The sequence below is a fragment of the Aliidiomarina quisquiliarum genome (assembly GCF_023922585.1).
GTDB lineage: Bacteria > Pseudomonadota > Gammaproteobacteria > Enterobacterales > Alteromonadaceae > Aliidiomarina > Aliidiomarina quisquiliarum.
Genome location: NZ_JAMFTN010000010.1, coordinates 303,952 through 321,341, shown reverse-complemented (window position 1 = coordinate 321,341; position 17,390 = coordinate 303,952). Strand labels below are relative to the sequence as shown.

The following is a 17,390-nucleotide window of genomic DNA, read 5'->3' as shown; positions in this document are numbered from 1 at the left end:
TAGTAATGCTGCCTGCTTTTTGCTTTGAAAAGCCTGAAGTAGGATATAAACAGATGGATAAATTGATGCGTATGGGGCTATTTGGTCCGATTTTAGTGCTGTTAACGGGTTTTGTTGCGAGTGCTGGCAGTGCTACCGAAACGCGGGTAACCGATACCCACTGTGAGTTACAAGGGATAACCATTGAGTATGACTTTCCCGCGGCCAAGATAGATGGTTGTTATTTGAACGATAAAGGGGCTATAGTAATACAAACAGCACCTGAAGATGAGCCGATTAATCCAAGCCCATGGTATGCATTTCGTATTAGTGCGGCCGAGCCACAACAGGTAAATATTGCCATTGAAGCTTTAGGCCGTGGCATGGCAAGGTACAACCCGAAGGCAAGTACCGATTTGCGTAGCTGGCGCAATATTGAGCATGTGAAAGAAAACGATATTATTTATTTTAGTTTAGCGGTGGGGCCAACGCCATATTATGTGGCTGGGCAAGAAATATTTGCCAACCGTGATTATATTCGCTGGCTAACCAGTATAAGTGAATTAAGTGGTAGCACCTTATTTAACTTAGGCCAAAGTGCGCAGCAACGACCGCTGCCGGCGTTAGTTAAACAAACGCAAGGTAACACCGAATGGCTGGTGTTAATTGGCCGGCAGCACCCGCCTGAATTAACTGGGGCCATGGCGTTACGGGCGTTTGTAGCTGAAGTATTTAGTGGTAGTGCCTTAAGTAAGCAGTTTTTAGCCCGTTATAACGTGCTGTTAGCGCCGAACTTAAACCCTGATGGGGTGGCCTTAGGCAACTGGCGCCATAGTACCGGTGGTGGCGACTTAAACCGCGACTGGTTTGATCGCACCCAGCCTGAAACCACAGCGGTACATGATTATTTACAGGCCATTGTGAACAGTGGTGAGCAGTTAGTGTACGGGGTGGACTTTCATTCCACTTGGCGTAATATTTATTACACGATTCCTGCGGACTATTTGGAGCACGAATCAAACTTTAGTGCTGAATGGTTGCAACGGCTAGCCGCCGCTGTGCCTTATGAAGTAGAAGAGAAAGCGGGTACGTCGCCGGGCCGTGGTATTTTTAAGCAGTATATGGCCGATGTGTATGGCATTCATTCGGTAACCTACGAGGTTGGCGACGAAACCGACCGCAACGAAATAGCTGTTACAGCACAGGCCGCAGCACAAGTTTTAATGCAATATATGCTTGAGCGGCCATAGTTTGAAAGCATGCGTTTAACGCACTCGGTAACACTCAGCTGGAGTTAGAGCTGAACTTTAAAAGGGAATTCCACGGATATGGAATTCCCTTTTTTCTTTACTGGGCTTTTGCTGGGCTTTTATTGAGCCTGGCCTGAGCTTGAGCTTGGGCTTGGGCGCCGAAGTCGAACACCCAGTTTATAAACAGTTCGGTGCCTACTTTCATGGTGCTTTCGTCGGGGTTAAAGAAGGGCGAGTGGTTACCTGCGGCGGTGGCTGGATCTTGCCCGGGTTGCGCGCCGCCTAAAAATACATATTTGCCGGGTACTTCAAGGGCGTAAAAACTAAAGTCTTCGGCGGCGGTGCCTAACCCCGCGGGGCTAAGTTTGTCGCTGCCAACTACACGCTCGGTGGTGGGTAACATTTGTTGCATAAGCGCTGGGTTGTTAATAGTAACCGGGTAGCCTTGCTTAATAGTAACAGTAGCGGTGGTGTTGTGGGCTGCCGCCGTGTGGGTGGCCAGGTGCTTGAACTGCTCGAACATGCGGGCGCGAAGGTCCATGTCGAAGTTACGCATGGTGCCTTCTAAGTACACTTGATCGGGAATAATGTTGTTGCGCATGCCGCCTTGGATAATACCGAAGCTTAATACCGCGGGCGCTTGGGTAAGGTCGAGCTGGCGGCTAACTATGGCTTGGCTGTTGGTAACAATACTGGCCGCGGCAACAATGGGGTCGGCACCTCCCCATGGGCGCGAGCCGTGGGTTTGTACACCTTGCACGGTGACTTGAAAGCGGTCGGACGAGGCCATGGCAGGGCCTGATTTATACCCCACATGGCCGGCATGGTAATTTGAGCCCACATGAATACCAAAAATAGCGTCGGGTTTAAGAATGTCGAACAGGCCTTCTTTGAGCATAAGCTGAGCGCCGCCTTCTTCCCCTGGGGGTGCGCCTTCTTCGGCGGGCTGGAAAATGAACATAACCGTGCCTTTGATACTTTCTTTATGCTGTGCAAGGTATTCTGCTGCGCCCATTAACATAGCTACGTGCATGTCGTGACCGCAGGCGTGCATAACCGGTACTTGTTCGCCACGGTATTCGGCCATAACAGTAGAAGCAAAAGGTAAACCGGTTTGCTCTTTTACCGGGAGGGCGTCCATGTCGGCCCGCAGGGCAATAACAGGGCCGGGCTGGCCGCCTTGTAAAATACCCACTACGCCCGTGTGGGCAATGCCCGCATGTACGGTGATACCGAGCGCTTCAAGATGTTGTTGTACCAGTGCCGCCGTGCGAAATTCACGGTTGCCTAGTTCTGGGTGTTGGTGAATGTCGCGGCGCCAAGCAATAATTTGTTGCTCGAGATCGTTGGCAATACGGTGGGTGTTGTCGTTAGCTGCGGGCTGGGCTGTTGGTGGCGCCATTTGTGGCGCGGTTGCTGGCGCTGTGGTTGCCGCTGGTGCTGAAGTAAGTGAGCAACCACTGGCGACTAAAGCTAGCAAAATGCTGGCGCTAACCAACTGAAGATTATGTTTCATGTGGGGTCCTTTGGAATTTAGCTTATAATGAAGTATACGCAGCTTAGCGCTAGGCCCTCAAACAAAGCTGACGCAAGCAGCAGATGTGCGTATAATGCGCCGCTGGTAATGCCGCGCTGCTAAGCAGTTAGGCAATGGTTCCCTCGCCCCATTCAAAAAGGCAATCTAATGAATGCTGTTATTGCGCTTATTGCGTTTCATATTTTAATTATTATCGCTAGTAACTACCTGGTTCAGTTTCCTGTTGAATTGCTGGGTTGGCATACCACCTGGGGTGCCTTTAGTTTCCCATTTATTTTTCTTGCTACCGACTTAACCGTACGCTTACTGGGCAAACAGTCGGCGCGGCGGGTTATTGCTGCGGTGATGCTGCCGGCCTTAGTGGTTTCCTATGTGGTGTCGGCGCTGTTTCAGGAAGGTAGTTTCCATGGTGCCGCCGCTTTACTGGAATTTAATAGTTTTGTGTTTCGTATTTCTCTCGCTAGTTTTGCCGCCTATGTGGTGGGCCAACTAGTAGACGTGCATGTGTTCGACCGGCTGCGAAAAATGCGCCGCTGGTGGATTGCACCGAGTACCTCAACGGTATTGGGGAACTTACTTGACACCTTTGTGTTCTTTTCAATTGCCTTTTGGCACAGCAGCAACACCTTTATGGCAGAAAACTGGGTAGAAATTGCGGTGGTAGACTACGCCATAAAACTGCTAATAAGCCTACTATTGTTCGTGCCTTTATACGGCCTACTATTAACCGCTCTGTTAAAAAGAATGCGCCCCGCCGTGGTTTAAGCCTGCGGCACGGGTTGTTACTTGCCGTAAATGGTTAAATAACAAGCAGTTGAGGCCTTAATTGAAATTATTTTTTAAAACTTCTGCACTTATTGTGTAGAAGTTTTTGCTGTTTAATTAAACAGATACGTTAAAATTACATTCGCGTACTGCCCTGCCTGTATATATTACAATTGTTGGAAGTTGTCTGCTTTATTCAATATTTAAACATAAACTGCGATTATTTATTGATCGCTATGGGCTTAATTCGACCAATTGTTAATAACTTAAATAGTGTCTTTACAGTCACTTTGAGTAAATTTGTGATTTCTTTGTGGTTTTGTAAAGCATTGATTTGCAAGTGGTTTTGTATTTGTTTTTATTATGTTATTGCGCGTTTTAGAGTGTTGCTTAACAAAATTAAATATGGTTTGCTTGAACTGTTAATGAGTATTTTGTGTGTAAAGAAAATTAACTTTATTAAAAATAAAACATTTGCATAGATGTAGTTCTAGGGGATCAAAATGATCAAGCAGTCTTTAGTATCTAAATCAATAAAAACGGTGTTAATGGCCGGGGTAGGGTCTGTATTTCTAGTTGGAGCGCCAGTAATGGCACAAGCCCAAAATGACACAGACAATAACGAAGAAACAGCAGAAAAATTTGAACGAATTATTACCACTGGCTCGCGTATTTCACGTCCTGAGCTTTCACAGGCAGCACCTATTGTAACCTTGAACCAAGAAGATATTGAACGCTTTGGTTCGCCAGACTTGGGTCAAATTCTTGCGGAATTACCTGCTGTAGGTGCGAGCAATACATTAATAGGTAACCGTACCAGCAACAGCAGCGCGGGTGTAAGCTCGGCAAACCTACGTAACTTAGGTGCCAGCCGTACACTTATTCTTATTGACGGCAAACGCCACGTAGCAGGTTCGCCTGGCTCGGCGTCGGTAGACTTGTCGACCATTCCTTCAAGCATGATCGAGCGGGTTGAAATTATGACCGGTGGTGCTTCGGCAATTTATGGTTCAGACGCTGTTTCTGGTGTTGTGAACGTTATTTTGAAGAAGAACTTTGAAGGTTTAGAATTTAACGCCCGTGGTGCAAGTTCAGTTGAAGGCGTGGGCGCGCGTAACCACGAATTTAATATTCTAGGTGGTGGCGACTTTGCTGAAGGCCGTGGTAACGCGGTGTTTTACGCAGGTTTAAGCCGTACGCAGCAAACCATGGAAAACGATATTCGCCAGTCGAACAACTGGGGTACTATTTTAAACCCAGCCGATACGGGCCGTTTAGACGGTATTCCAGACCGCATTTGGGCAGAAAACGTTGGTTCTGAGTACATTTCTGGCAATGGCGTACTGCACGGTGACGACCTGTACGGTTTCCGCCCAGACGGTTCATGGGTAGTACAGCCTGACCGTGACGGTACCAACTCGGCTTTGTTTGGTTCGTTTAATGCTGGTTGCGACACCTGCGCCTTTAACGAAGACTATGACAACTACCAGCCTGAAATTAGTCGGGTAAATGTGGGTTCACGGTTAAATTTTGAAATGAACCGTTCAACCAACTTTTACGCGGACTTCAAGTACACCAATGCTGACATTACCCAGCAATTTCAGCCGGCGTTTGCCACTGATATTAGAATTAACGTAGTTGACAACCCGTACTTGAATGAAGATTTGCGCGCGCACTTGCTAAGCGAAGGGCTAGAGCAAGTGACCATGTACAAGTTTTTTGAAGACTGGGGTAACCGTACGGCAGAAAACCGTCGTGAGCTATTCCGAGTAAGTACAGGTATTGAAGGTGACTTCGAGTTAGGTAGTGCCTTTTTCTTGTATGACATTTACTACGGCTATGGTGAAACACGAAACAAGCGGGTAACCAAAAACGAAAAAATTAACGGTAACGTACTGGCAGCCGTTGACACCATTCGTAATGCCTCAGGTGACATAGTTTGCCGTGACAAAAATGCTGGTGGTGTAAACATGGGTGGTGAGTGTGTTGCTTACAACCCGTTTGGCCAAAATGCTTCAGCGGCAGCCGTTGCTTTTATGACAGCTGACGTAACCCGAGAAGACAAAATAACCCAGGAATATGTGGGTGCTACGTTTGTTACCGACACAGGCGACTTTATTGAGCTGCAAGGTGGTCCAATTGACGTGGCCTTTGGTTTTGAATGGCGGGAAGAAACGTCGGGCACTATTACCGACGAATTTACGCGCCGTGGTTTAACCAACAACGCCGCAACGCCAAACGAATTTGGTAAGTTTGATGTGTCGGAAGGCTTTGTGGAAGTAAACTTGCCATTATTGCGTGGTGTTAAAATGGTTGACGAACTGTCGATTGATTTAGCCTACCGTGGCGCAGATTATTCCCACGCTGGTTCTGCCAATGCGTGGAAAGTTGGCTTTGTGTACGCGCCCATTGAAGATGTGCGCTTCCGTGGCACCATGGGGGTAGCGGTGCGTGCGCCAAACGTGGCCGAAGCCTTTAGCCCGCGTTCGCCTGGTTTTGTTAATATTAACGACCCATGTGACGTAACCAACATTACCAAAGACCCAAGCCGTGCAGCGAACTGTGCTGCGTTAGGTATACCGGTTGGTTTTGATGCCGTAACGAACGTAAGTATTGACTTAATTAGTGGTGGTAACCCGAATTTGAGCTCTGAAGAGTCGGATTCGAAAACCTTTGGTGTGGTGTGGATGCCTAGCTTTATTAAGAACTTTTCACTAACGCTAGACTACTACGACATTGAAATTACTGATGCAATTACCTTTATTGATCCACAAACGGTAATTAATAACTGTGTTGATTCAGAATCGGGTATTGGCAATAACTACTGTGGCCAAGTAACTCGTGACCCTGACACTAAGCAGCTAACAGCAGTTGAGTCGGGCTATTTGAACGCAGCCGCGCTAAAAACTTCTGGTTATGAAATGGAAGCGAAGTACTACACCGACCTAAGTGGTTTCGACTTACCAGGCAGCATTGCAACTTCGCTGTTTGTAAGCCACTTAGACACCTTGGTGTCGTATAACTTCCAAGACAAGCCAGACCAAGATAACGTGAACCGCGGCCAAATTGGCACGCCAAAATGGCAAGCACGGTTCTCGACCACTTACCGACTAGATGGTTTCAACGTTTCTTGGACTGCACGTTACCTAGACCGTTCAGCGTTATTCGACGTGACCCCACGATTGGAGTCGTACGAGAACATTTCGCCTAACTACGTAGGTTCGATTGTAACCCATGACCTTTCAGCCGGTTACATGGTTACCGACAACCTAAGAATAAGCGGTGGTATTCGTAACCTGTTTGACAAGCTTGCCCCAGGTTATGTAAACAACCCGCTGTACGACCTAGTAGGCCGCCGTGCATACGGAAGCTTAACGTACACCTTCTAATTGCCGTTTATTTACACGCAATAGAACCCAAGCCCAGCCCCGCGCTGGGCTTTTTTAATTTTGGGGTCAGAACAAAGTTTATTGGTTGATTTAGCGTGTTTGGCGGTTTATAGCGCAGTGGTTCTGACCCCAGCATTGTATATTTCTGCTATTTCAGCGAAAATGGCCTATTGTTTTGAACGTTCAAATAACTAGAAGATTCCCCATGCCTAAGCTTGATATTGCCAGTGAAGTGGCTAAACGCCGTACTTTTGCCATTATTTCTCACCCTGATGCCGTCCAGCCTTTCAACGCTTAAAACCACCTTTCATTGCACACCACAATCACATCTCTACGTACTGAATTTAAAGGCTTTTTGTCTTTTTCTCGTTTCTTTGCTTTTCAATGATGTTCAAGCGTAACCTCGGAAAGTGTGTACAAACTTGAGTACAAATCGCCATATTTACCGTATTTAGCGAAATTCCATGACACAAGCCTAGCTGTAGGCCCCGTGGCTACTGGGTTTTGGCAAAAAATTACCTATATTTTATATGCCGAAAATCGAGAAATGATGGTAAGACGTTTGCGATTATCTCTAATTGTTTGCTGGTTGAGTTTGTTACCGGTTGCTTTCTTGCTATCCTAAAAGTTCATTTGTATGGACCTGATCTTCTGAACAAATCATGCATCTTTCTGACCATCAACAAGTGATGAATCAGGCGATGATAGCTTTACATTGATTTTCAGGAGAATGCAGATGACAGCAGTAGCGCACCAAGTAACCCCTTTTTTAACGTCTTACGAAGTTATGGCTCGTTACCACATTAGCTATACGACGCTCTGGCGAAGAATAAAAGATGGCAGCTTGCCGCAACCTCGTATCAACCGAAATACACGAAACAAGCTGTGGCACATTAAAGACTTGGAAGAGCATGAAAGGAATGTTAACTAAGTAGTCAAGCGGTATTTGTCCCGAGCTCAATAATCCAATTGACGCAAAATTTCAATCCCCTGTACTATTGGCTAATATGGAAGATAGTGTATGCTGTGTTTACATCCAGTATTACTTGTGCTGTCTTAGGTTATCAAGCATACAATAGTATAAGGAAAAAATGTGCTGAATTGTGTTGAGTGTGGATTTTCTTATGAAGATACTTTAGAAAACTGTCCCCGTTGTGTTGAATTGGATGTGACTGAGCGGCCTGTTCTTGTTGCTGTCGCTGCTATGACAGCGGAATTAATAACCACAACTGGCAGCTCAAAATTAGAAGCAAAAATCGGTGATCTTTGGCCCCAAAATGATGGGGTGAGTTTCAAGCTCATCTCTGAAGTAGAAAGAAAATTTAAGGGGAAAAACAAATTTCACAGTTACTTTTTAGAAAGTAACTCATTAAATTCAGCACCCAATATACTTAAAACATATATTAGTAAAAACATTACATTTTCAGTGCTCGTAGAAAAATTCATGGATTCTCTTGTTTCTTCGGCAAAAGAAGTTGGTGTCCATAAAGTTTCTGGCGGTAATATTGTTTTTATGCACTATAAAAGCCATGAAGATACTGATATAGGGCGATTATTGGCAATCTGGGTAACTAAGAAAGATGGTTTTGATTTTGACAAAGAGAGCTTAGTGCCAAAAGATAGTAGTCATTTAAACCTTGACGCGTTGAGACAAGCAGCATTGTTTGATCTTACTTTATTTGATGAGGTCTATCCAAACATTCCTTCTGATGATACTTATTTAAAATTCATCAAGGGCGCATCTGGCGGTGCCTTTTTTAAAATTGCGTTTGGTTGTGATGAGAGGAATGTAGGTAATGTCGATTCAATAAAAAATCTTCGACAGGCAGTAAGTGATTACCAAGATAAATATAAATTATCTAATGATTTCTACATGGAAGCCAGCGCAAAAGTTGAAAAATTACTTGAGACAGCCCAAAAGAATGGTAAACCTATATCACTATCAACGTTATGTAATGCCGTTGACGGTTTGTTACCTGATGACTCGTTATTAAAGGGGACATTCGAGTCTTTTGTTAACAATAGTGGCTATGAAATTAATCATCACATAGAACCTACTTTAAATAGCGTTAAAGCAGGGCAGACCATTGAGGTGGTTGCAGGTGATAAAAGCTTTTCAGCTAAAATATTAAAAAAGCAAATTGGTCCGGCGGGCTCCGGTCATTTAGTCGAATATGAAGATGGGCGACTAACATTTTTAATCGTTGACCAGGAGCAGAAGAAAGAGCTAGTCAAGCTCGTGACTGCTAATACAGAAAATGAATAGCGAAAATTTTCAGTCATTTTTTAGTATTTTAAGTGAAAGTTCGCCAACTATGAACGATGGCGAACTAGTACTTTCGTTGTCTACTAAAGTCTCATCGCATCAAATTGAAGAAACGTTAACAAGTGTAGGGTACTCATTTGACGACGTTAGAACTATTCGGCAAGGAAAGGTAAACCTCTCGCTCAATGCATCCGACTGGTCAAGTAGTTGTCCAATTTATCTTAGTTGGGAGGACTTATTTACTATCGTTGAAAATACGTCGAAATTACCTTCATATTTTTACGTTTTAGAAACAATGGAGTCCTCGTTAGACGACATACAAAATAAGCGCGCTCTAGAGTTATTTTGTGCCCTCAGACAGTTACTAGCTTCATTAGCCGATCAATGCGAACCTCCCCAGGATGGATGTGGCAAAGGTTCCCGTAAGTTGTTTTACATAATTGAAACGGAAGATGGTGTGGTCAAGTATGACTTTAAACCTACTCTATTGTGGAGTGAACTTAAAGAAACATTTACTGAAGATGGTCAGCTATCTTTGATTGAAAAGTTACGCAAGTTAATTACTCTGGGTGATAGTCAAGATTCTGAGAGAAGATCCGTTATGCGTTCTGCATTTCATGAAATTATTTCTACTTGTCATTCTAGCTCAGAAATATTTAAAAAAGTCATAAATTCTATCGATAATTTTCATAAACGCTATGAAGAGCATCACGATATTTTTGTGAGACGTTTTAGTATAAACAAAGTTCTTCATGAGATTAATGAGAAAGACTTAAATTATACTTCTAAGATTAATGAAATCTTGTCGAGTGCACAGAACAAAGCGTTGACGATACCAGGAGCTTTAATTGTAATTGGAGCTGTGATGAAAATTGATCAAATGATTGATGGGGTTGCAGTTGCAATTGGTATGTTGATGACTACACTGATCGTACACCGCTCCCTAAATGTACATGAAAGCACGTTTGATCACATAGAAAAGCAAATCACTTCAGAATTTAAACGGTATGATGTACTAAATGAGAAGGTTGAAATAAGAAAAAGGGCAAAGCAAACAATTTCTGAATTATCAATTTTAATAGATAAAGCTAAGAAAAACTCTGGTTTCATGAGAAATTCTATATGGCTTATTTGCTGCTTAGCCATCGTTTTTGTAATTGTTGTATTGAATGATAATCGAAGTGGTATTGCTTTTTCTAAGGTGCCACATCAAGAGTCAAGCATTATATCACAGCAGAAAAATAGTGATGTTATTTCTGGAAACGCTATTTCGATAGATGTTGTATCTGAGTCGAAGCCTAATAAAATGTCAGTTGAAGTGAGCTCTGATTCTAGCGCTATCCCCAAATTACCAGTTGAAGAACTGTCTGCCCCTAATGTAAAGAAGGCTTCAAGTATAGAAGAATAAACCGAGTCTAAATAAACCATTAGGCTCGGTTACTTTTAAGAGTTCCAACTCCTTTTATTTGATTTTAGTAATTTATTTATTGTCCGAAACGCCAGTTGAATGGAAAGCCTGTCGGCTCGATGATGGTTTCTAGTTGTTGATACCAAACGTCGTAAGCATGACGCATTTCATCCAGGTACTGATATTGGTTGTAGATAGCATCCAACCCTTTTTTGCTGTGGCCAATCATCAACTCGGCAACTTCTTGCGTCGTGATGGCAGACATTCGCGTTCGCATCGTTCTGCGAAGATCATGCATAGACCAGTGTTCCATCTCAATACCGAGCGATCTGCGAGCCCAGATTTTCACATTGTTAGGAATAGTGGTATCAAAGCCATTTGTGGCAAGCTCTTCTTGTCCGTTAGCGGGAAACAAGTAGGTTGATTTGCTCATCTGCATAGCCAGTTCAATCAGCTCGATAGCAGGCCTAATCAATGGCCGCATGATCGGCGCTCCAATTTTCTCACCTTGTTTGCGGATCTCTATGGGCACTGTCCACATTGCAGATTGCAAGTCAAAGTGATGCTTTTCAGCTTGAATGAGTTCGCCCTTGCGCCCTCCCAATAAGAGAAGCAGTTTTATGTAGATGCGATTCTTCTCAGTGATTTTTGACTCATGCAAATAGCGCCAAAGTATCCTGATTTCGTTGTCGTTTAGCACCCGAGTTCGTTTGCCTTTCTTACCGCCGACCTTTTTTGCAGTGATCCCAGCGGCGGCGTTAATTTCCAAAATCTGTTCATCTATCAGCCAGTCATAAAACTTATGCAGCACAGAAACTAGGCGTTCTGTGTTTGAAGGGGACGACTCCGAAACCTCACGAAGACAGTTACGCAATGATAATTCATTGATGTCAGTTAATGGGTACTTGCCAAGTCGGGGTAGCAAATATATTTCACTGCTGCGTTTTTGATAGTGCCACGTTTTCTCCTTTAGCCCTTGCTTACCGGCAGAGTCTATCCAGTCTCGAAAAATCGATTCGAAGCTTTGATTAGCAGAATACTTAGCCCGTTCCTGCTGTAGGTAGAGCTTGGGGTTTCGGCCTTGATCAAGTACTGCCCTTAACCTATCCAGCTCATTCCTGGCTTCAGCAAGCTTCATAAGTGGGTAAGTACCTATGTCTACCCGCTGTTGCTTGCCATCGAAACGATAACGAAACTGAAAAACAATTTTGCCCTTGGGCGATACCCGAGCACTTAGCCCATCTCGGTCGGCTTTTACTACGGTTTCTTTTGCTTCTTTATTTAACCTGGCATCGAGCCAGCTAACTGATAACGCCATGTTATAAGCCCAGCCCTAGTTTTGATTTTAATGATTGTTTACGTGATTCTGCTTTGGGTTCTGGCGCTGTACTCTCAGAAGTAACTTCACCATCTGGTGCAAGACCATCCACCGGTACAGATGTCGTGGATAGATTGGATTGGCTCATGTGAATTAACCCAAAGGTGGCCAGCATCCGCAGACGCTCAGCACGTTCCCGTGGTGGCGTCTTTTCCAATTCTTTGAGTAGTTCTGGGTGGCTCCCTGGGGGAATGTTGACGACAACTCTCATGATCAGGCTCCATAAAACCAGAAGCCTCGGACGTTCGCCAAAACAGACTGTTCCGGCACGATGATCTTGCTTCGTGAAAAAATCTCCTTGGCCGCTTCCTTATAAGCCATGGCTCCACCCCCGGCGATCAATACCAAGTCCGCATTGATGCTTTCGTCACGCATGGATTGGCGCATGGCTGTAAGAGCAACAGGCGCTACCTTTTTCATGGCAGAATTCAGATAAGGTGAAATATCGACTTTTTCTCCAAATAGCAGCACCTGCAAGTCGCCGGTTCTCATGGCTTTCTCAAGTCGATCCATACCCACTTTGGCGCCATGATCTTCTGAAATCAGCTTATCAATGGTTTCCAGTAGCACGGACATTGCCTGAAGACTGGTTCCTGATGAGCTGTAGCGAATTTCTCCGGCTTCAAGGGCAACCCAGTCAACAGAAAAGAAGCCGGGATCGATGACGACGACGCGACCTTCTTCAATCAAGCCCAAATCTCCACCTGTTTGAACCAGATCCATATAGGCACCGGCAGGCTGCGGCAGTACTTTGACGTCATGAACGGTGATGCTGCGCTTAGGCGTCACTTGATGGACACCTTTTAAACGCTGCACAAGGTCAGACTTACGTTGTGGTTCATGAAACTGGGAAACCGGTAATCCAGTGACAACCAAATCGATAGATTCTGTTTCAGCCATTAACAAGGCGGCATGAAAAAGCGCCTTATAGGTTTTTGTGGTCGGATATTCCGGGTGAAGCTCTCGTTCCCAGCCTTGAAGGCGTCCAGCTGGCACACCAGCGGCCCAACGCTCATTATCGACAGAGACATACAAACAAGTGTCATCATCGCCTCCACCGATACGCTCCGGCATACGATCCGCAGGACCGGCACCCGCAGGTAGAATAATGGTTTTCGGTTCACTGCCTGATTGGCCAATGGCCAGCTTCAGGTTTGAGTAACCGATATCTACGCCTAGTACAAACATACTTATCTCCTGTGCACTCAAAGTGCTCTAACAGTTTTCAATCAACCGCTCAGGTCACGCTTGGGCATTTCCAAGTGCTCTGGCGGTTCACTCAAATGTCATTATCAGGATTCGGTGCACTGGCGGTGGGCAGAAAGGTGACAAATCCTTTCATCTATCTGCCTATTGCATTTTCGCAAAAGTATGAGAATAGGCTCTGTTTGGCGGCGGATGACTGAGCCAAAAAAATCGAGACGCCAAACGTCGTTTGCCTTCTGGCCTGAACTCGCCAAACGGTTTGTATCTTCATGACGATACGTCTTTTCAGGCGTTTTTAAGTGAAATCGGGCTGCATCCCTTGTCAGGTATGGGATTGCGCGAGTTGATTTATATCGAGACGCCAAACAGCGATTGTTACGGCAGTTTTACGTTTGGCGTTTCGATCCAAAAGCCAAACGGATAGTGGTTTTGGCTTTTGGGGTTAATTGGATGGGGAAATTGGTTTGGTAGAAATCGTCAATGAACAATGGAAATCAGAAGTATCAAATTTATTGCAGCAAGAAACGGACAGGCTAAAAGCGCTGGCACGAGCTGAAGTTGATGACTTTTGGGTTACCCATTACAAGGTTCGAGAGAATGCGCCCTTTAAAGATTGGGGGCTGCTTGGTGTCCGTATCAGAGACTTTAAGTATGGCTTTGGCATAGAGTGGTACATCAACAGTTTTCACGGTCAACGAGGCAAGCGCGTGGTCTTTAGCAAGGGACTGCGTATCTCAAAGACGAAGCTGAGATACTCATTTTTGGACTGCCAAGGTTTGGCCAAAGAATGGGAGTTAGCGCTGGCCATGGAGAAAGAAGAATTTTTCAGTGATATTCGACGCCAGGTTGATAAGCTCAACATGCTGCGTCGCAGAGTGAATGCGTATTGAGTCAATTGCGCTATTTAACTCGCGGCAACTGGTCCCAGCGTGTTGTGTAGGCGGGAGACAAATGCTCTCGCTTCATCGACCAATCTTTCTTCGTACCTTGTCCAGCAAAGAAAACCTTTCCGGCACCGCTTTGGTTAATGGTGTCCAATACAGACATTAACTTCTGGCTATTAGAGCGGGTCGATACGTCATCGAATAGTCCTGGTTGAAACATGCCGGGATCGTAAAAGTCAGACAGCATGACGCCCGCTTTGGCATAACGAAAACCATCCTTCCAAATCCGCTTGAGTAAGTGATTGGCCAGCTCGATAAAATCCCTAGTATCACAACTGGGTATCAACAACTCGCCCGATGCGGAGTTGCTGTATTGCGACTCGTTGTCTTTAAAGGGGCTGGTACGTATAAACACGGTCATCACTTTGGCTTGCTGCTGTTCTTTGCGTAGCTTCTCAGTGGCGCGGGTTGCGTATTCACATACGGCCTCACGTAACAATTCAAATTGCGTTACTTTTGCGCCAAATGAACGGCTACAGACAATTTGTTTCTTAGTTGGCGGGATCTCTTCAAGTTCAATGCACGACTCACCATTGAGCTCTCTGACGGTTCTCTCTAAAACCACTGAAAACTGGTCTCTGATGGCTCTAGGAGAGGCATTGGCGAGGTCTAGGGCTGTGGTGATACCTAACGCATTTAAACGCTTAGAAAGCCGTCTACCAACGCCCCAAACATCATCAACCGGGACTAATGCGAGCAATCGACGTTGCCGATCTGGATTGGTCAGGTCTACAACTCCTTGAGTAGCGGGATATTTCTTGGCGGCATGGTTGGCCAGTTTGGCGAGTGTTTTAGTCGGTGCAATGCCTACACAGACGGTGATCCCAATCCAGTGGCCTATGCGCTCTCGCACTTGTTGTCCGAACTCGACAAGGGATAGGGCAGACTCAATACCGGTTAAGTCCAAAAACGCTTCGTCAATGGAGTAAACCTCTACTCGTGGTGCCATCTCTTCCAAAGTGCGCATCACTCGACTGCTCAAATCTGCATACAGAGCGTAGTTGGACGAAAATGCCAAAATGCCATGGCGCTGCATTTCAGCTTTGATTTGAAAGACGGGTACGCCCATTTTAATACCGAGTGACTTAGCTTCGCGCGACCGTGCAACCACGCAGCCGTCATTGTTGGACAGCACCACAACCGGTGTATCTTTTAAATCAGGACGAAACAGCTTCTCACAACTGGCGTAAAAGTTGTTGCAGTCCACCAAGGCAAACACAGGCATGGGATAGTCACGACTTACGGCGCATATTTCGCACCACATTGGTGACCACACCAAATATCTCTAACTCTGTCCCTTCAGGAATATGAATGGGTTCATACGCCTGGTTTCTTGGGATCAGCTTGACGCACGGCCTTAGTTGAAGCTCCTTTACCGTGAGTTCTCCATGGATTCCCGCGATGACAATGTCACCGTGTTCTGCTTGGACAGAGCGATCAACCACCAAAATATCATCTGGGTGAATCCCGGCATCAATCATTGAATCACCTTCAACACGCACAAAGAACGTTGCAGCCGGTCGCTTGATGCACAGCTCGTTGAGGTCGAGCGTTTGCTCAACATATTCCTGCGCTGGTGAGGGAAAACCAGCAGAAACACGTTCCATGAACAATGGAATACGAAGGCGCTTTGCTTTGATGAAGGCAAGTGCGCCGCTACGGCCTATCAGCGAGACACTCATGACGAACCTCGAAAAATCATAATTAATACTGTTTGTTTATACAGTATCTAATGCTATGCTGATTTCTACAAGTAAAATTGTAGGTAAAACTGGTGTTGTTCGAGTAAGACGCTGTGTTGTCGGTGATTTCTTTTTTGTGTTGAAAAGCTTGATGTGGGGATTGCTCGCCCTCGTCAAAGCCTGCAAGGCTTGGACAATACTGCTTCTGCCTACTGCTCTTGTTTCTGTTACTGATCCTGTTACTGCTACTGGTTAACGCATGGGTCAAGTAACCGTCAAACAAGGCTTGTTGAACCCTTTGCAAAGGGTTTAAAAACAGTTAGTAAAATTCTGCTTCGTATTGAATTTACTGGCTTAAAGCGAAGTCAGGAGCATCATTAAAATGCTCAGTCGAACTCAGTTCAAGCCTTTTTCAACCGTTTGAAAAGGGGTTGGCTAAGCCATACCTAAAGGGTATCGGTAAGGGTTACCTAAAGGGTTTAGCTAAGGCTTTCTGAAAGGCTTAGCCAAAGCCTTCATACATGGGTTCACCCAGTAGAAAGATTAAAAAAACGCTGAGGTATCCAAGGTGCATTTAGAAAAACCTGTGGCACAGTGAAATCACCTAAAGCGAACAATAGAATTGAAGAGGAACCATCAATGACAAGAGCCCCTGCGCCATTTCCGCTAGAGCGCCTCGCGGATATCCCAGAAAGACCAGAAGATTTTAGATTGCTGGAGCGTATTCCATTAACGCGTGAGCCGCAGACTTGGCCACTTGAACTTTCTCCTGTGGTCGGTGATGAACGGCCAATGGTGCTGCTCGATACAGAGACAACCGGACTGTCTGCCGAGGACGAATCCATTATTGAGCTTGGTATGGTTAAGGTGCTTTACAGCCCCTCTGCTCAGCGGATTGTGTCGATTGTTGATGTGATCAGCTTGTATGAAGATCCCGGCAAGCCAATCCCCGAGCTGATTACCGAGTTAACCGGCATCACCGATGAGATGGTGCAAGGCCAGCACATTGATGATTCACTGGTAGCGAGTTGGTTATCCGATGATCCGCTGGTGGTTGCACACAATGCACAGTTTGATCGTCCTTTCTTTGAAAAGCGGTTTGCTGTATTAGGCCATCTATCTTGGGCCTGTTCAGCCAGTGGCATAGATTGGAAGGCGCTGGGTTTTGAAAGTCGAAAGCTTGAGTACCTGCTGCTTCGCTTAGGTTGGTTCTATGAAGGACACCGAGCTGCAACCGATTGTTTGGCGATGGCCTGGTTGTTCTATTTGTTGCCCGAGTCCGTTGCAAACTTGTTGTCTGAAGCAGACAGGCGAACTGTGTTAGTTCGTGCGTTTGGTGCACCGTTTGACGTAAAGGACTATTTAAAAGAACGTGGTTACCGCTGGCATGACGGTGTTAAAGGTGCCAACAAACATTGGTGGCGCGAAATCAGCGAAGACGAGTTGCCGCAGGAACAAACTTACCTGGATGATTTGTATCATCGTGGCTCAGAACATGCCCACTATGACTACAAAGATGCCCGCAATCGATTTAAAGCTTTGTAGCTCTCTACAAGGTAAGCCTTGCATATTTGAAAACCTCTGGA

15 protein-coding genes are annotated in these 17,390 nt (G+C 45.4%); 9 read left to right on the top strand and 6 right to left on the bottom strand.

Features of this window, described 5'->3' with window-relative positions:
* The first annotated feature begins 53 nt into the window (after window positions 1-53).
* A complete protein-coding gene (locus M1L23_RS02335; protein ID WP_252625382.1) occupies window positions 54-1,229 on the top strand; it encodes a M14 family metallopeptidase in 1,176 nt (391 codons plus the stop codon).
* A 97-nt stretch (window positions 1,230-1,326) separates the two neighbouring features.
* On the opposite strand, the gene M1L23_RS02330 is transcribed toward M1L23_RS02335, so the two are convergent.
* Window positions 1,327-2,745 carry an amidohydrolase gene (locus M1L23_RS02330; RefSeq protein ID WP_420840620.1) on the bottom strand — a complete coding sequence of 473 codons (1,419 nt, stop codon included), beginning with the start codon at window positions 2,743-2,745 and terminating at the stop codon, window positions 1,327-1,329.
* A gap of 168 nt (window positions 2,746-2,913) precedes the next feature.
* Here M1L23_RS02330 and M1L23_RS02325 point away from each other — a divergent pair, with 168 nt between their 5' ends.
* From M1L23_RS02325 to M1L23_RS02305, 5 genes are all read left to right on the top strand, one after another.
* A complete protein-coding gene (locus M1L23_RS02325; RefSeq protein ID WP_252625381.1) occupies window positions 2,914-3,531 on the top strand; it encodes a 7-cyano-7-deazaguanine/7-aminomethyl-7-deazaguanine transporter in 618 nt (205 codons plus the stop codon).
* Between the two features lie 503 nt (window positions 3,532-4,034).
* Window positions 4,035-6,920, top strand: coding sequence for a TonB-dependent receptor domain-containing protein (locus M1L23_RS02320; RefSeq protein WP_252625380.1), 2,886 nt, complete (start codon window positions 4,035-4,037; stop codon window positions 6,918-6,920).
* A gap of 736 nt (window positions 6,921-7,656) precedes the next feature.
* The gene (locus M1L23_RS02315) at window positions 7,657-7,851 is read left to right on the top strand and encodes a helix-turn-helix transcriptional regulator (protein ID WP_171345780.1); all 195 of its coding nucleotides are present in this window, start codon (window positions 7,657-7,659) and stop codon (window positions 7,849-7,851) included.
* A 162-nt stretch (window positions 7,852-8,013) separates the two neighbouring features.
* Window positions 8,014-9,186, top strand: a complete 1,173-nt coding sequence (locus M1L23_RS02310; RefSeq protein WP_171345781.1) for a nucleoid-associated protein — start codon at window positions 8,014-8,016, stop codon at window positions 9,184-9,186.
* Window positions 9,187-9,235: 49 nt separating this feature from the next.
* On the top strand, window positions 9,236-10,594 hold the full coding sequence (locus tag M1L23_RS02305; protein WP_252625379.1) for a hypothetical protein: 1,359 nt from the start codon (window positions 9,236-9,238) through the stop codon (window positions 10,592-10,594).
* Window positions 10,595-10,670: 76 nt separating this feature from the next.
* Here the strand turns inward: M1L23_RS02305 and M1L23_RS02300 are convergent, their stop codons facing one another.
* The 3 genes from M1L23_RS02300 to M1L23_RS02290 are packed head-to-tail and all read right to left on the bottom strand — an operon-like array spanning window position 10,671 to window position 13,160.
* Window positions 10,671-11,912 carry a tyrosine-type recombinase/integrase gene (locus tag M1L23_RS02300; RefSeq protein WP_008305558.1) on the bottom strand — a complete coding sequence of 414 codons (1,242 nt, stop codon included), beginning with the start codon at window positions 11,910-11,912 and terminating at the stop codon, window positions 10,671-10,673.
* Between the two features lies 1 nt (window position 11,913).
* The gene (locus M1L23_RS02295) at window positions 11,914-12,183 is read right to left on the bottom strand and encodes a hypothetical protein (RefSeq protein WP_252625422.1); all 270 of its coding nucleotides are present in this window, start codon (window positions 12,181-12,183) and stop codon (window positions 11,914-11,916) included.
* Window positions 12,184-12,185: 2 nt separating this feature from the next.
* Complete coding sequence (locus M1L23_RS02290; protein ID WP_252625378.1) at window positions 12,186-13,160, bottom strand: ParM/StbA family protein; 975 nt, start codon at window positions 13,158-13,160, stop codon at window positions 12,186-12,188.
* 482 nt (window positions 13,161-13,642) lie between these two features.
* On the opposite strand from M1L23_RS02290, the gene mobI reads away from it, so the two are divergent.
* The gene (gene mobI, locus M1L23_RS02285) at window positions 13,643-14,068 is read left to right on the top strand and encodes a conjugative transfer protein MobI(A/C) (protein ID WP_476726590.1); all 426 of its coding nucleotides are present in this window, start codon (window positions 13,643-13,645) and stop codon (window positions 14,066-14,068) included.
* Between the two features lie 10 nt (window positions 14,069-14,078).
* On the opposite strand, the gene umuC is transcribed toward mobI, so the two are convergent.
* Window positions 14,079-15,347: a translesion error-prone DNA polymerase V subunit UmuC gene (gene umuC / locus M1L23_RS02280; protein ID WP_256473571.1), complete on the bottom strand. Its 1,269-nt coding sequence runs from the start codon at window positions 15,345-15,347 to the stop codon at window positions 14,079-14,081.
* A gap of 7 nt (window positions 15,348-15,354) precedes the next feature.
* Window positions 15,355-15,804 carry a translesion error-prone DNA polymerase V autoproteolytic subunit gene (gene umuD, locus M1L23_RS02275; protein WP_252625376.1) on the bottom strand — a complete coding sequence of 150 codons (450 nt, stop codon included), beginning with the start codon at window positions 15,802-15,804 and terminating at the stop codon, window positions 15,355-15,357.
* 55 nt (window positions 15,805-15,859) lie between these two features.
* On the opposite strand from umuD, the gene M1L23_RS02270 reads away from it, so the two are divergent.
* Together M1L23_RS02270 and M1L23_RS02265 are read left to right on the top strand one after the other, a co-directional pair.
* Entirely contained in the window at window positions 15,860-16,060 is a 201-nt protein-coding gene (locus M1L23_RS02270) for a hypothetical protein (protein ID WP_252625375.1), read from the top strand.
* A 383-nt stretch (window positions 16,061-16,443) separates the two neighbouring features.
* Window positions 16,444-17,349 (top strand): 3'-5' exonuclease, encoded by a 906-nt coding sequence (locus M1L23_RS02265; protein WP_252625374.1) that lies wholly within the window; start codon window positions 16,444-16,446, stop codon window positions 17,347-17,349.
* The last annotated feature ends 41 nt before the right edge of the window (window positions 17,350-17,390 follow it).

Bases quoted from the DNA above. Each gene is read 5' to 3' on its own strand.
- M1L23_RS02335 (WP_252625382.1), top strand. From the start codon at position 54: ATGGATAAATTGATGCGTATGGGGCTATTTGGTCCGATTTTAGTGCTG.
- M1L23_RS02330 (WP_420840620.1), bottom strand. From the start codon at position 2,745: ATGAAACATAATCTTCAGTTGGTTAGCGCCAGCATTTTGCTAGCTTTA.
- M1L23_RS02325 (WP_252625381.1), top strand. From the start codon at position 2,914: ATGAATGCTGTTATTGCGCTTATTGCGTTTCATATTTTAATTATTATC.
- M1L23_RS02320 (WP_252625380.1), top strand. From the start codon at position 4,035: ATGATCAAGCAGTCTTTAGTATCTAAATCAATAAAAACGGTGTTAATG.
- M1L23_RS02315 (WP_171345780.1), top strand. From the start codon at position 7,657: ATGACAGCAGTAGCGCACCAAGTAACCCCTTTTTTAACGTCTTACGAA.
- M1L23_RS02305 (WP_252625379.1), top strand. From the start codon at position 9,236: ATGAACGATGGCGAACTAGTACTTTCGTTGTCTACTAAAGTCTCATCG.
- M1L23_RS02300 (WP_008305558.1), bottom strand. From the start codon at position 11,912: ATGGCGTTATCAGTTAGCTGGCTCGATGCCAGGTTAAATAAAGAAGCA.
- M1L23_RS02295 (WP_252625422.1), bottom strand. From the start codon at position 12,183: ATGAGAGTTGTCGTCAACATTCCCCCAGGGAGCCACCCAGAACTACTC.
- M1L23_RS02290 (WP_252625378.1), bottom strand. From the start codon at position 13,160: ATGTTTGTACTAGGCGTAGATATCGGTTACTCAAACCTGAAGCTGGCC.
- umuC (WP_256473571.1), bottom strand. From the start codon at position 15,347: ATGCCTGTGTTTGCCTTGGTGGACTGCAACAACTTTTACGCCAGTTGT.
- umuD (WP_252625376.1), bottom strand. From the start codon at position 15,804: ATGAGTGTCTCGCTGATAGGCCGTAGCGGCGCACTTGCCTTCATCAAA.
- M1L23_RS02270 (WP_252625375.1), top strand. From the start codon at position 15,860: ATGCTGATTTCTACAAGTAAAATTGTAGGTAAAACTGGTGTTGTTCGA.
- M1L23_RS02265 (WP_252625374.1), top strand. From the start codon at position 16,444: ATGACAAGAGCCCCTGCGCCATTTCCGCTAGAGCGCCTCGCGGATATC.